The sequence below is a fragment of the Tardiphaga sp. 42S5 genome, assembly GCF_034044155.1.
Lineage (GTDB): Bacteria > Pseudomonadota > Alphaproteobacteria > Rhizobiales > Xanthobacteraceae > Tardiphaga > Tardiphaga robiniae.
Map to the genome: position 1 here is coordinate 4200070 of NZ_CP139027.1, position 14391 is coordinate 4214460.

Consider the following 14391-nt stretch of genomic DNA (forward strand, 5'->3'; position numbering starts at 1 on the left):
GTGCTTTGCAATGTCATCACACTGAGCCGCTGAAAGCGACGAAAGGAAGGCGTATGTCCAAGAAATCGCGCAAGAATCCCTCGAAACGAGCCATCTGTACAGTGGCAGAAAACGCATCGGGCGCGAAAGCCGGATTGACGCTGGAAACTGCGGCCAAGCGCCTCGTCGGGCGCGCCGCGCAATTGAACCGCTGAACGCGAAGAAAGGAACATCCATGGCCAAGAAAGCCAGCAAGAAACCCGCCAAGGCCGCCGCCAAGAAAACGGCCAAGACTGCTTCTCCCTCGAAGGCGAAGAAGCCTGCCAAGGCTGCGACAAAGTCCCCAGCCAAAAAGGCTGCCGCCAAGCAAGTCAAGCCTGTGGCGAAAGCCGTGTCCAAGGCGCTAGCCAAGCCAGCCGCCAAAGTCGCGAAGGCTCCTGTCGCCAAAAAGGCTCCAGCGACTAAGATGATCGCCGCGAAGGCGTCGCCCAAAGCAGTTGCGAAGCCTGCGCCGCCCTCCGTGGCGGCACCGAAAGCAACTCGCGAGAAAATCGCACCGGCGCCTAGTGTCGCAGCCGAGGGGGCCAAGGCTCCGGCCTTCCAGTTGCCCCGTGACGGCGGCGCCACGGTCTCGCTGTCGGACTATGCTGGCCAGAAGCTGGTGATCTTCTTCTACCCCCGCGCCAGCACTCCGGGCTGCACCAAGGAAGCCATCGACTTCACCCGCCTGTCCGCCGACTTTCAGGCAGCCAACGCCGCCGTGCTTGGCGTCTCGGCCGACCCGCTAAAGGCTCAGGAGTCGTTCCGCGACAAGTTTGCGCTGGGAGTTCCGCTGCTGTCGGATGCGACACAATCGATGCTGAAAGCCTATGGCGCCTGGGGTGAGAAATCCATGTACGGCAAGACCTTCGAAGGCGTTCTTCGCACCACGGTTTTGATCGATGCAAAAGGCAACGTTGCGAAGATCTGGCACAGCGTCAAAGTGGACGGACACGCAGACGCGGTGCTCGAAGAGGCACGTCGGATTTGATCAAAGTCATTTGCTCAAAATTAACCATGAAGGGCTCAAATCGCCTCCGTTGAGCCAGCCGACGAGTCTCCGGCTGGCATCAGGAGTGCTGATGTCGAACCGCCCTACCCAATATGCCGAGTACCCTCAGCACCACGCACACGACCATGGACGGCCACAGGCGCGTCGCGTCGGGCCGGTCAAGGCGCCGCCCCCGAAAGCCAATCAAAGCGACTATACGATTGCTCATGGCGGCAAGCAGGTCCGCATCGGGCCTGTGGTGTTCTGGATCGTCGTCGGCACGGTGACCGTGCTGGGCGCGTGGTCTGCGGCCACAGCCACTTACTTCGCCTTTCGCGACGACGTGCTGACCAAGCTCATCGCGCGCCAGGCGGACATGCAATATGCCTACGAAGATCGCATCGCTGAACTCCGCGCCAAGATCGACCGCACCACCAGCCGCCAGATGCTGGACCAGGAGCAGTTCGACCAGAAGCTCGATCAGGTCATGCGCCGGCAAACCACACTGGAATCGCGCGCCACGGCGCTCGGCACCATGCCCGATCTGTCTGTTACAGGTTCGATCGGCAAGCCGCCGGCCCGTGGCGCCGCGATCGAGCCAACGACATCGATCCCCAAGCCGTCACCGATCAGCGACACGGTAACCTTCGTGGCGCCGCCGGATCGCGAAGCGCGGCTTGAGTCCCGCACGCCTGCGCTCACCGCCCAGCAACCTAACCAGTTCGCCAAACTCGGCGGCGTCGACAATGTGATTGGTCGCCTGCAGGCCTCGCTCGATCAGGTCGAGAGCCGCCAGATTGCGATGCTCGCCGCGGCTGAAGAATCCATGGACTCGAAGGTTCGTCGCATGCGTGGCGCGATCTCGGACCTCGGGCTCAATATGGCGAAACTCGAATCCGCCACACCGCGCGCGCCCATGGGCGGCCCGTTTGTGCCGGTCAAACTGTCATCGAGCGCGGATCCGTTCGAACGCCAGCTCTACCGCATCCACGTGACCCGTGCGCAGATGGACAAGCTAAACCGGACCATGGCGCTGGTGCCCTATCGCAAGCCCGTCGTCGGCGAAGTCGAATTCACCTCAGGCTTTGGCGTGCGCAGCGATCCGTTCCTCGGCCGTCCTGCGATGCATGCCGGCCTCGATTTCCGCGGTGCTACCGGGGATCCGATCCGCGCCACGGCCAATGGCCGCGTCGTCTCCGCGGCCTATGCCGGCGGCTACGGCCGCATGGTCGAGATCGACCACGGCAACGGTCTGTCGACCCGCTACGGCCATATGTCCGCGATCAACGTCAAGGTCGGCGATGTCATCAAGATCGGCCAGGTGATCGGCCTGGTCGGTTCGACCGGCCGCTCCACCGGCCCGCATCTGCACTATGAAACCCGTATCGATGGCGAAGCTGTCGATCCGCAGAAATTTCTCCGCGCCGGCGTTCGCCTCAACGCAGGCTGAACTGGATGTGGGGCATTGTTGCCCTGCCCCTGATGTGATTGAAGCGGGTCTCCGTCAATCCGAGGCAGCCCGTTGAAATCCCCCCGACGCATCGGTCCCAGTTTCCCCCGCCTCGGCCGGTTCTGTTTCCGCGCCACACGACGGGTCGCGACCTGGGCGATGACGCTGGCAGGTTTTCACGCCAACGACTCCCATTTCACGGTCCGTCGCATCTCGGAGCTCCGCGCCAAGCTGGCGCGCGGCGAAACGATTCTGCTCGCCGGCCTCGGACTGCCCGGCACGCACAATTCCGGCGTGGCGCTGGTCGAAGTCACGCAGGCTCACGGTCCGCGCCTCATCATCAACAACGAAGAAGAGCGCTTCTCGGGCGACAAGCACACCACGCAATATCCGCGCGCAGCACTCGATGCGATGCGCGTCACGCTGCAAGCGATGGGCCGTGACGTCGCCGATATCGATGCATGGATGACGACCTGGGACTATCCCGATCTGCTCGGCACGCTGGTGCGAAGCATCGTCGAAGAACTTCCCGACGGATTGAAGCTGCTGCGCACCAAGAATTCCGTCAGCTTCGACGCACGACGCCTCGAGCAGATGACGCGGACCCCGAAGCTGCTCCGCAAGCAATTCGATCTGCCCGCGCGTGTCCCGCTGCTGATGATGCCCCATCACGACAACCACGCCTGGTTCTCATTTGCAGCGTCGCCATTCGAAGACAGCAATGAGCCGGTCGCTATCGCCGTCCTCGACGGGACCGGTGATCAGGGCTCGATCTCGCTCTATGTCGCCGAGCACGGCGAGATGAAGCGGCTCTATTGCAATAACAGCGTCTTCGACGCCCTCGGCGCGTTCTACAGCGTGATCTCTTCGACACAGGGCGGCTGGACTTGGCTGTCCAGCGAGGGCCGCTACATGGGCGCCGCCGCCTGGGGCGACATGGATCGCGCCAGCAATCCGTATTACGCACGGTTGCGCGAGGTGCTGCATTTCGGTGCAAATGGTGAGATCCAACTCAACCGCGCGATGGGCAACTGGTATTGCGACCCGTTCGAGGCGCCTTATAAGTCCGCATTGATCAAGATTCTCGGCGAGCCGCTCAAACCAGATCAGCTCTGGAATCCGGACGCCGTGCTGCGCGTCGAAGATATTCAGCATCGACCGGATACGCAGGATCGCCTCGATAAGGCCGCGGCCACGCAACTCGTCTTCGAAGATGCGATGAAGCACGTCGTCGATCATCTACTGCGCACCACCGGCGCGCATCGGCTGGTGCTCACCGGCGGCGTGGCACTGAACGCGCTCGGCAACATGCGACTGCTGCAGCATTTCGACGAAACATGGTTCCAGAAGGCGCAAGGTCGCGCGAAACGACTGCATCTGTGGATTCCACCGACACCCGGCGACCCCGGCGTGACCATCGGCGCTGCCTGGATGTTCGCGCATCTCATCGGCGCGCCACGCGGCGCCGCGATGACGCACGCGTTCTATTGCGGCGATGCGCCGACACAGAGCGACATCACCGCGGCACTGCAGGCTGACGACATCAAGACACAGACAATCGGCAATATCTCAACGCCTGAGGGCTGCGATGCAATTGCCGACCTGATGGCCTTCATGGTCGCTCAGAGCGGCATCATCGCGCTTTATCAGGGCGCGGCGGAGACCGGGCCACGTGCGCTCGGGCATCGCTCGATCCTCGCTAATCCCTGCGACGCCGGTACGCGGGAACGGCTCAATGAACGCGTGAAATATCGCGAGGCGATCCGCCCGTTGGCGCCAATGGCGACGCTTGACGCGGCGCACGAGTATTTCGATTTGCTGGAGGGCGCGTCTGACGCGAACTACAACGCCTACAATTACATGGTGCTGACGGCGCAATCGAAGCCTCATGCACGGGAGAGAATTCCGGCCGTTATCCATGCCGATGGCACCGGCCGTATCCAGATCGTCCGCGCCGAGGACGATCCACTAACCTATGCCTATCTCAAGGCGCTCGGTCGCCATATCGGCGTTGAGCTCTCGGTGAATACCTCATTCAACGTCGCTGGCCCGATCGCACAGACGCCGCAGCAGGCCGTCGAGACCCTGTGCCGTTCGGCGGGTCTCGACGTGGTGCTGATGGTTGCAAGCGACGGTCAGGTGACTGCCGCCTGGCATGGCGGCACCCGCGACAGCGGCCGCTTCACGGCCTGGCTGTCAGAGTGGACACGCAGCCGCAGTTAGACCTTGCCGATCTTCCTTGCGACGGCAACCAGACGCGCGCTGTCCTTGGCCACGAACGCCGCGAACTCTTCCGAATCCTGATAGGCGGGCATGTTGCCCGCAGCCTCGAACGTCTTCGTGACTTCCGGATCGCTCATCGCCTGCTTCATTGTCTCGCGCAATTTGGTCACGACCGGTGCGGGCATTCCCTTCGGCGCAAACAGGCCGGCCCAGATGTAGAATTCGACATCGGGATAGCCCAGTTCCTTGAACGTCGGCAGATTCGGGAAGGCAGCGAGGCGTTCGCCGCCGAAGTTTGCGAGAACACGCAATGTCCCGGCATCCACATGTTGCTTGAGCGTGCCCGGCGCCGAGGCCAGCGCCTGGATTTGGCCGCCCAGGAGATCGCTGATCGCAGGCGTTGCACCACGATACGGCACGTGAAGCAGCTTGATGCCGGCGGCGATCGCGAACATCTCCATCGAGACGTGCAACGTACCGAACGGGCCCGACGATCCGTATGATATCGCTCCGGGACGCGCCTTGGCGTCAGCGACGAATTCCTGAATCGTCTTCCACGGCGCGCTGGCCGGCACGGCGAACAGGGTCGGATCTGCGAGCACGCGCGCAACAGGCTGCAGTTGATCGACTTCATAGGCGACCGGCCGATCGTAGATGCGATCCGACTCAGGCAGCACCGCGAGCGACGACAGCGTCATCAGCAGCGTATGCCCGTCAGGCTGGGCGCGGGCAACGGTCGCGTTGCCGAGCGAGCCGCCGGCGCCGCTGCGGTTGTCGATGATGACCGGCTTGCCGAGGACCTTCTGCATATAGCTCGCGACCGGACGCGCGGCGATGTCGGCCTGCCCGCCGGCCGGAAATGGCACGACCATGGTGATGTTGCGGCTTGGCCAGGCTTCCTGCGCGCGTACGCCCTGACCGGTCAAAGCGAGCGTCGACAGGCCCCCGAGGCCTGCAATGAAGTCACGACGTTTCATACTTGTCTCCCGTTTTGTTTTTAAGCAACGCATTGGTTTCAGTCGCATCCAGGGGACGACGCGCCATCTCGGGAGACAGCGCCTGCGCGCCTTGGAGCGCTCTCAAAGCTCTAAGTTGTTGAAGTTCGCAGAATTGAGCGTGGGGCAGATGATGCCCCGCGCCTCTTCATCAAAACCGCAACCGATGTAAGCTTAATCAGCCGACCGGGTTTTCGAGTTTGCCGATGCCGCTGACCTCGATCGTAACCACGTCGCCCTTCTTCAGGAAGCGCGGCGGCGTGAAGCCGAGGCCGACGCCAGCCGGCGTTCCGGTCGCGATCAGATCGCCCGGCTCCAGCGTGATCCCTGCCGAGAGCGTCTCGATCAGCGTCGGAATGTCGAAGATGAGATCGGTCACCGACGCATCCTGGCGCTTTTCGCCGTTGACGGATGTCGTCAGTCGCATTTTCGTCGGGTCGGGCATCTCGTCAGCGGTCAGGATCGCCGGACCCATCGGGCAGAAACCGTCGATGCCCTTGCCGATGAACCACTGACGATGCTTGTGCTGCAGCGTGCGTGCCGTGACATCATTGATGATCGTGTAACCGAACACATGCGCCAGCGCGTCTTGCTTCTTGATGCCGCGGCCGCCACGCCCGATGACGACCGTCAGCTCGCCTTCGTAGTCGGTGCTGTCGGTCGGATCGAGATAATTCGGAATCGACTTGCCGGAACCGATCACCGTGCTCGACGGCTTCGTGAAGATGACTGGCGCTTCCGGCACGACTTCCTTTGCCGAGGAGTCGAAACCACTACCCGCGAATTCCTTCGCGTGCTCATGGTAGTTCTTGCCAACGCAAAACACATTGCGTGCCGGGCGCGGGATTGGCGCAAGAAGCTCAACGCTGGCGATAGGAAGGGGCGCGCCCGCTGAAGCGGTAAGCGTACCCTTCAGGCTATCGAAATTGGCAATTAGCACAATCATATCGGGGGCAACGTCGCGCGGCAGCGGCGAGACCTGAGTGAGCGCCTGATCTGCAATGCCGACCGTGGCCCGGCCCTCATGCAGGAAAGTAACAAGGTGCATTCTTCCTCCTGATATGTCTGCTTGTCCGGCGAACGGATCGCCGGCATCTTCTAAAGATACACCTATCTTCGATAGAAGATTTTGGCAAGCTGATCATCCCGGCTATTTATTCTTTAGAAGACGCACGCGGTCATCTGCCGCAGCAGGATGTGACATGGCGGGCAACGGCGCCTAAGATGGAATCACCGGCGGATTACATCCGCGAATGACATTGGAGCAGCACCCGATATGGCGAAACCGGCGACGCGGAAGGTCGTTCGTGAAGACCCCGTCAGTCGCGCATTCGGCGATCGGGTTCGCATATTGCGTGAACAGGCCAACCTGACCCTGGAGCAGTTCTCCAAGCAGTCCGGTGTCAGTCGGGCGATGCTGTCGAAAGTCGAGCGCGGCGAGAAGAGCCCGACGATCGGGGTCGCGCGACGTATCGCGCTGGCTCTGGAAACATCGTTCTCGACGCTGATGGGCGACGACGACGCGCCGCGCCGCGCCTTCGCTGTGGTGCGCAAGGATCAACGCCAGATCTTTCGCGATTCAAAGACGGGCTTCGAGCGCTTCCTGCTGTCGCCCGTCATGGCCGGCATGGCAGTGGAAGTCGTCCTGCATCACCTGCCCCCGAAAACCTCGACCGGCAAATTGCCCGCCTACCCGCAGGGCACATCCAAACACGTCCTTGCCACCCACGGGCGCGTCACCGTGCGCACCAAGGATACCGAGACGGTTCTGGATGAGGGTGACTCGCTGTATTTCGAAGTCGACGTCGAGCACTGGTTCGAGAACAAGACTGCGCGCCGGTGTGAATACTATCTCGTAATTTCGGTGCCTCCGAGTTACGGACGACGCAGCGACGGCAAGGCCTAGCACGCGTCCGCAAGTTTGAAGGCCCTCGCTCACCTGCGAGCGAGGGACCTGTTGGCTAGCAGCCGATTTCAATCTGCCACACGATTACTTCTTCAGGCACAGACCAACGGTTGGCGTCGTAGTGCACTTGGTGCCATCCGGTGCACCGCCACTCGGGCAGACAACGGACACCAGCGTCTCCGTCGCCTCGCAGCTAATCGCGCCATCTGCCTGCACCGCGCGGAAGCTCACTGGTGCCGCATCGCCCTTGTCACCCTTGGCGCCGGCCGTGCCCTGCGGACCTTGAGGTCCCTGTGCACCCGCCTGTCCCTGCGCGCCGGGAATGCCCTGAACGCCTTGCGCACCCTGCGGGCCGGCCGGCCCCTGCGCTCCGGTCTCGCCCTTCGGACCTGCTGGTCCGGGATCGCGGCCGCAGCCGCCCAGCATCAATGCAACGCCAACAGCAAGAATTGGAATGATCTTCTTCATGCCCCACACCCCGTTGAATTCGTGACACCGCGACATGCGGCGTCAGGATAAGCCAGCGCCGGATGTTGAGTTCCGGCACGCGGATGATATCGGGTGGCGCGAAGAACGGAAGCGGACGCGCGGCGACGCGACTGTTTCAAGACGCCGCAGACTTTGGCGGGTGGTTAGCTTGCTCAGCCGTCTCTCGGTTGCGAGATGAGCTCGATCATTTTGGCTTCGTCATCGTCTGGCGCGAAAGCCTTCGCCTTTTCATAGGCTTCAACAGCCGCTGCGCCGACCAGGGGCCTCGCCCGCAAAAGCTGCTCCGCCAATCTCACCGCATAGGCTGCATCCTTATGGCGCAGTGCAGCGGTGAAGGATGCACCTGAATAATCGCGGGCCACCATCCGCGGTGCGTGTCGCAGCACCTGTGGGCTTGCCGCGACGCCGCTTGCGATGGACTCCAACACCAGCTTCATGTCCAGCCCGGCATGTTCTGCGATGGCCAGACCTTCGGCGAGCCCAGCGATATGGATTGCGCCCATCAGGTTGTTGATCAGCTTGTAAACCGTACCCGATCCGACGGGGCCGAAATGCCGGATCGTCGATCCGATCGGCGCGAGGAACGGCCGGGCCTTGTCGAGGTCCGCAATATCCGCGCCGACCAGCAGCGTGAGTTTGCCGCTCGCAGCCGCGTCCGGCAGACCAGTGACCGGACTATCGATATAGATCAGGCCGCGATCCTGCAGCGCCCTGGCAAGGTCGAGCGCGTGCTGGTGCGACACTGTCGAACATTCGATCGCCAGCGCGCCCGCCTTCGCGGTTCGCCCCGCACCATCAATGCCGAGCCACACAGTCTGTGAAGCCTCGTCATCGGCGACCATCGTGACGATGGCATCGGCGCCTTCGGCTGCATCCGCCGGCGAAGCTGCCCAGCGTGCGCCACGTGCGATCAGATCTTCTACTTTCGCCCTGCTCCGATTCCAGACGGCAACGCTGAAACCAGCTTCGAGATAGCGGCCGGCCATGCCGTGCCCCATGCGTCCCAGACCGATGAACGCAACATGGGGCATGGCTCAGTCCACGTCGTCGATTGCGCCTGGCGATGTGCCGAAGGCGCGCTGCGCCAGTGTCGCCGCCATGAACTCGTCAAGGTCGCCGTCGAGCACGCCTGAGGTGTCCGACGTCTGCACGCCGGTGCGCAGGTCCTTCACCATCTGATAGGGCTGCAGCACGTAAGAGCGGATCTGGTGACCCCAGCCGATATCGGTCTTGGCGGCCTGATCGGCAGCAGCCTTCTCTTCGCGCTTCTTCAGCTCGATCTCGTAAAGACGTGCGCGCAGCATGTCCCAAGCCTGGGCCTTGTTCTTGTGCTGCGAACGGCCGGCCTGACAGACCACGGCCACGCCGCTCGGAATATGCGTCAGACGCACCGCCGACTCCGTCTTGTTGACGTGCTGACCGCCGGCGCCGCCTGAACGCATCGTATCGACGCGGACATCGGACTCGTTGATATCGATCTTGATGCTGTCGTCCACGACCGGGAAGATCGCGACGCTCGAGAACGACGTGTGCCGACGGGCGTTTGAGTCGTAAGGCGAGATACGCACCAGACGATGCACGCCGCCTTCGGTCTTCAGCCAGCCATAGGCATTATGGCCGGAGATCTGGATGGTCGCCGATTTGATGCCGGCTTCTTCACCCTGCGTCTCTTCGAGATACTCGATCTTAAAACCGTGCTTTTCAGCCCAGCGCGTATACATGCGCAGCAGCATCGAGGCCCAGTCCTGGCTCTCGGTGCCGCCGGCGCCGGCATGGACTTCGAGATAGGTGTCGAAGCGATCCGCTTCACCGGACAGCAGCGCCTCCAGCTCGCGGCGCGCGACCTCTTTCTTCAGCGCCTTGAGCGCATTCTCGGCTTCGGTCACCACGCCCTGATCGCCCTCGGCCTCGCCGAGCTCGATCATTTCGATATTATCGTCGAGTTCGCGCATGACCTTGCCGATGCCCTGAAGCGAATCCTCTAGCGAGGTGCGCTCCTGCATCAGCCTTTGGGCCTTTTGCGGGTCGTTCCAGAGATTGGGGTCTTCGGCGAGAGCGTTCAGCTCTGCAAGTCGTGCCGTGGATGCATCGACGTCAAAGATGCCTCCTCAGCAGCCCGACTGACTGCTTGATCTCTTCTACGAGGCGTTCGATTTCAGCGCGCATGGAAACTCTGATCTGGCGGCATCAGCCGCAATACGAATGGTGATCGGGATGTAGCGGCGTGCGCGGCAAAGTGCAATCCGCAAGGATCTGCTGTGGGTCAGATGAGCCTCAATACAGGCCGCCCGTTCCCGGTCGCATGAAACTGCGGTCGGTTTCCGGCGACACCGAGAGTGAACGACCGTCCGCATCGGCGACACCGATCACAGAATAGTTGTCCGGCGGCGCAGTGCCCGGCTTGAAGGCCTCGAGGATGGTGCGACCGCCATCGCCCGGTCCGGCGCGCATGCCCGACTTGGCGTCGACGCGAATGAGCTTGATGCCGGCAGGCACGCGGAACGGCACAGCCGGCTTGTCGGCGAGCGCAAGCTTCATGAAGTCCTTCGCAATCGGCGCAGCCAGCGCACCGCCGGTGGCCTTGTTGCCGAGGTTCCGGGGCTTGTCGTAACCGACATAGATACCGACGACGACGTCAGGCGAGAAGCCGATGAACCAGGCATCCTTCTCGTCATTGGTGGTGCCGGTCTTGCCGGCGATCGGCTTGCCGACTTCGCGGAGCACGGTCGCGGTGCCGCCCTGCACGACGCCTTCCATCATCGAGGTGATCTGGTAGGCGGTCATGGCGTCGAGCACCTGCTCGCGGCGATCGACGAGCTGCGGCTCGGCCTGGTTCTTCCAACCCTCCGGCGCGTCGCAGCCGCGGCATTCGCGCTGGTCATGCTTGAAAATCGTATGCCCGTAGCGGTCCTGAATACGGTCGATCAGCGTCGACTTCACGCGGCGACCGCCATTGGCGAACATCGAGTAGGCCGTCACCATCCGCATGACGGTCGTTTCACCGGCGCCGAGCGCATAGGAGAGATAGTTCGGCAATTCATCATAGACGCCGAACCGCTTGGCATATTCGCCGATCAGCGGCATGCCGACGTCCTGCGCCAGTCGCACTGTCACGGTGTTCAGCGAGCGCATCAATGCATTACGCAGCGTCACCGGGCCGTAATACTTGCCGGTCGAATAGTTTTCCGGACGCCAGACACCGGCGCCCTGCCCCTGATCGATCTCAATCGGCGCGTCGACCACGACCGTGGATGGCGTGTAGCCGTTATCCATCGCTGCCGAATAGACCAACGGCTTGAAGGATGAGCCGGGCTGACGATAGGCCTGCGTGGCACGGTTGAACTGGCTCTGGTCGAACGAGAAGCCGCCGACCATAGCGAGCACACGTCCGGTCAAAGGATCCATCGCAACCATGGCGCCGGACACTTCCGGATACTGCCGCAGCCGGAACTGGCCTTCGACGACCGAACCGTCCTTGTTTGTGAGCGGATCGACATAGATCACGTCGCCCGCGGCCAAAACCTGCGACACGGCCGTCGGTGTCTTGCCCTTTGTCGGGCCGGCGGCGGGTTTGGCCCAGCGCACGCCATCCAGCGTGAGGATGCCGGTCTGGCGATCCTTGAGCACGGCACCGCCGAGTTCACGGCCCGGCTGAAAGCCGATCCGCGCCGACTGATCGCTGACATCCAGCACGACCGCGAGCTTCCACGGCGCGATGTCGGACAGCGCTTTGACCTCGGCGAGCTTCACGCCCCAGTCACCGGAAATATCGATCTTGTTGGTCGCTCCGCGCCAGCCACGCACCTCGTCGAAATTGATCAGGCCGTTGGTCATGGTCTTGCGCGCCATTACCTGCAGCTTGGGATCGAGTGTGGTGCGGACCGAGAGACCGCCTTCATAGAGCTTCTTTTCGCCGTAGCGTTCCAGGATGTCGCGGCGCACTTCCTCCGCAAAATACTCGCCGGCAAAGATGTGACCAGAACTGTTGCGGCCGGTGACGCTCAGCGTCTCCTTGCGCGCCTTGTCAGCATCGGCCTGCTTGATCCAGCCGTTCTCCAGCAGACGATCAACCACATAGTTGCGGCGCTCGATGGCACGGTCGCGGTTCTTGATCGGATGCAGCGACGACGGCGCCTTCGGCAAAGCTGCGAGATACGCCGCTTCCGACACGGTCAGTTCGTTCACCGACTTGTCGAAATAGACCAGCGAGGCGGCGGCGATGCCATAGGCACCGAGGCCGAGATAGATTTCGTTGAGATACAATTCGAGGATCTTGTCCTTCGAATAGGTGCGCTCGATGCGCATCGCCAGCAAGGCTTCCTTGATCTTGCGGGTGAAGGAAACCTCGTTGGTCAGAAGGAAGTTCTTCGCAACCTGCTGCGTGATCGTCGACGCGCCCTGCGGCCTGCGGTTGGAGCCAAGGTTCTGCGCGTAAAGCACCATTGCGCGCGCCATGCCCGAATAATCGAGGCCACCATGCTCGTAGAAATTCTTGTCTTCGGCCGCGAGGAACGCGTTGATCACGAGCTTCGGCACGGCCTGAATCGGCAGATAGAGTCGGCGCTCCTTGGAGTATTCGCCGAGCAACGCACCGTCCGCCGCGTGGACGCGCGTCATCACCGGCGGCTCATAATCCTGAAGCTGCGAATAATCGGGTAAGTCCTTGGAATAATGCCAGATCAGCCCGGCTGCGGCGGCGACGCCCACCAGGAACACCACGGTTCCTGCGGCGAACAAGAAACCCATAAACCGCACCAGCAGACGCATTATCGACGATCCGTTTCAATCGCTGTGCCGCAATATAGCATACGGCAGCCCTATGGGCGTGAAGTCAGCAAAAAGTCCCGCGGCAAAAATCAGCAAGGAGACAACCCAAAATGGCCGTCGGTCTTGACCGATTCTGACAGCCGCACGGAAATTTTTATAGAGCGCCGGCTGTGGCCAAACTAGGGCTTTCATACTGAAGGCCAGGGCTTTCGTACTGAAAGATTTGTCATTTTCAGTTCCGGTCGTCAGTTTCCCGGGCCGGCAGAGACCATCCGCTTGGAGAAGAACCCGTCGATCGCCTTGGCGACCGCCCCGACAGTCTTGGAGCGCCAGTTCTCGGACATCAGTTGCTGGAGATCGTCTTTGTTAGACACGTAACCCAGTTCGATCAGCACCGAGGGGACGTCCGGGGCCTTGAGCACGCGGAAACCTGCCGATTTCAGGGGATGCTTGTGCATCCGCGCCGTGGTCTTCATCTCGCCCACCACAAGCCGGGCAAAGCGGTTCGAGAAGGTCCGGGTTTCGCGCTGCGCCAAGTCGATCAGGATGTCGGCAACGTCGGTTGGCTCTTCCGTCAGATTGACGCCGGCGATGGCGTCCGCCTTGTTTTCCGAGTCTGCCAGCCGCTCCGCCTCCGCGTCCGAGGCCTTGTCAGACAGTGTGTAAACAGTGGCGCCCTGCGCATCGCCCTCGCCGCGCGGCAATGCGTCGGCATGGATGGAGACGAACAAAGCAGCCGACTGGTTGCGCGCCACCTTCACCCGTTCATCCAGGGGGATGAACGTATCGTCGGCGCGGGTCATGACGATGCGGTATTTGCCGAGCTTCTCCAGACGATCACGCAGGGCCAGACCGAAACCCAGCACGATCCCCTTCTCGCTCTCGCCGCCGGCCTGGGTGCCGTTATCGATGCCGCCATGACCGGGATCGATCACGATGACTGGACGGGCGTCCGGCGCGGCATCGGGCACGGCGCTGGCGACCACCTTGGTGGCAACCGGAGACGCCGCAGCAGTCGTTCCGACGGCCGGTCGCAGATCCGGGCGATTCTCAACCGCCAGCGCCTGTACGAATGTGGTGCGATCGACCGATTCGAGTTCGATCACCATCCGCGCCGGCTGCCCGTTAGCGGGATCGAGCGCGTAGGAATTCTTGATCTTGGCTGGTCCGGTCAGGTCAAACACCATGCGCGACCCGCCCGGCATTACCAAACCGTAGCGGAACGCCTTGATCAGGCCGCGGGAGACCGTCCCGGCGCCGGGATCGAGATGGAAATTGATCTGGGGAAGATCGATGACCACCCGATATGGGTCAGCAAGCGCAAAGGCACGCAGCGGGATCTTCCGGTCGAGATCGAGAATGAAACGGGTCTGTTTCTCGTCACCGGCGATGCGCACGTCGGAGGCGATCGGGAATATACCCTCTAATTCCGCGCGTGGCGTCTCGCCGGCGGCCTGGGCGGAGTTCGGGCACCAAAACAGCCCAAAACCGGCACTGAAGAGCACCGTGGCCAGCCTGACGATGTGGTTTGCGCGGCTCGTCAACGAATCCA

Annotated in this window: 12 protein-coding genes; 5 read left to right on the forward strand and 7 right to left on the reverse strand. The window is 62.2% G+C overall.

Annotated elements, in window-relative coordinates:
• Window positions 1–53: 53 nt before the first annotated feature.
• From SFY93_RS19560 to SFY93_RS19575, 4 genes are all read left to right on the forward strand, one after another.
• A complete protein-coding gene (locus SFY93_RS19560) occupies window positions 54–194 on the forward strand; it encodes a hypothetical protein (protein WP_158005733.1) in 141 nt (46 codons plus the stop codon).
• Window positions 195–214: 20 nt separating this feature from the next.
• The gene (locus SFY93_RS19565; RefSeq protein ID WP_320444260.1) at window positions 215–1009 is read left to right on the forward strand and encodes a peroxiredoxin; all 795 of its coding nucleotides are present in this window, start codon (window positions 215–217) and stop codon (window positions 1007–1009) included.
• A 91-nt stretch (window positions 1010–1100) separates the two neighbouring features.
• Entirely contained in the window at window positions 1101–2459 is a 1359-nt protein-coding gene (locus tag SFY93_RS19570; protein ID WP_320444261.1) for a M23 family metallopeptidase, read from the forward strand.
• Window positions 2460–2531: 72 nt separating this feature from the next.
• Window positions 2532–4682 (forward strand): carbamoyltransferase C-terminal domain-containing protein, encoded by a 2151-nt coding sequence (locus SFY93_RS19575; RefSeq protein WP_320444262.1) that lies wholly within the window; start codon window positions 2532–2534, stop codon window positions 4680–4682.
• Here SFY93_RS19575 and SFY93_RS19580 read toward each other — a convergent pair.
• Both SFY93_RS19580 and SFY93_RS19585 read right to left on the reverse strand, forming a co-directional pair.
• Complete coding sequence (locus SFY93_RS19580) at window positions 4679–5659, reverse strand: tripartite tricarboxylate transporter substrate binding protein (protein ID WP_089264130.1); 981 nt, start codon at window positions 5657–5659, stop codon at window positions 4679–4681. The genes SFY93_RS19575 and SFY93_RS19580 overlap by 4 nt on opposite strands.
• Window positions 5660–5855: 196 nt before the next feature.
• Complete coding sequence (locus SFY93_RS19585; protein WP_320444263.1) at window positions 5856–6725, reverse strand: fumarylacetoacetate hydrolase family protein; 870 nt, start codon at window positions 6723–6725, stop codon at window positions 5856–5858.
• Between the two features lie 228 nt (window positions 6726–6953).
• Here SFY93_RS19585 and SFY93_RS19590 point away from each other — a divergent pair, with 228 nt between their 5' ends.
• The gene (locus SFY93_RS19590) at window positions 6954–7583 is read left to right on the forward strand and encodes a helix-turn-helix domain-containing protein (protein WP_089264128.1); all 630 of its coding nucleotides are present in this window, start codon (window positions 6954–6956) and stop codon (window positions 7581–7583) included.
• Between the two features lie 84 nt (window positions 7584–7667).
• Here SFY93_RS19590 and SFY93_RS19595 read toward each other — a convergent pair whose 3' ends face one another.
• The 5 genes from SFY93_RS19595 to SFY93_RS19615 all read right to left on the reverse strand — a co-directional run bounded on the left by SFY93_RS19595 (window position 7668) and on the right by SFY93_RS19615 (window position 14383).
• Window positions 7668–8051 (reverse strand): hypothetical protein, encoded by a 384-nt coding sequence (locus SFY93_RS19595; RefSeq protein WP_320444264.1) that lies wholly within the window; start codon window positions 8049–8051, stop codon window positions 7668–7670.
• Between the two features lie 173 nt (window positions 8052–8224).
• On the reverse strand, window positions 8225–9103 hold the full coding sequence (locus SFY93_RS19600) for an NAD(P)-dependent oxidoreductase (protein ID WP_320444265.1): 879 nt from the start codon (window positions 9101–9103) through the stop codon (window positions 8225–8227).
• Between the two features lie 3 nt (window positions 9104–9106).
• Window positions 9107–10238, reverse strand: a protein-coding gene (gene prfB, locus SFY93_RS19605) for a peptide chain release factor 2 (protein WP_139285829.1) whose coding sequence is annotated in 2 segments (ribosomal slippage) — window positions 9107–10168 and window positions 10170–10238 — 1131 coding nt in all. Because the reading frame shifts where the segments join, the coding sequence is not laid out codon by codon here.
• Window positions 10239–10346: 108 nt separating this feature from the next.
• Entirely contained in the window at window positions 10347–12839 is a 2493-nt protein-coding gene (locus SFY93_RS19610) for a penicillin-binding protein 1A (RefSeq protein WP_320444266.1), read from the reverse strand.
• Between the two features lie 245 nt (window positions 12840–13084).
• On the reverse strand, window positions 13085–14383 hold the full coding sequence (locus SFY93_RS19615) for an N-acetylmuramoyl-L-alanine amidase (RefSeq protein ID WP_320444267.1): 1299 nt from the start codon (window positions 14381–14383) through the stop codon (window positions 13085–13087).
• Window positions 14384–14391: the final 8 nt, after the last annotated feature.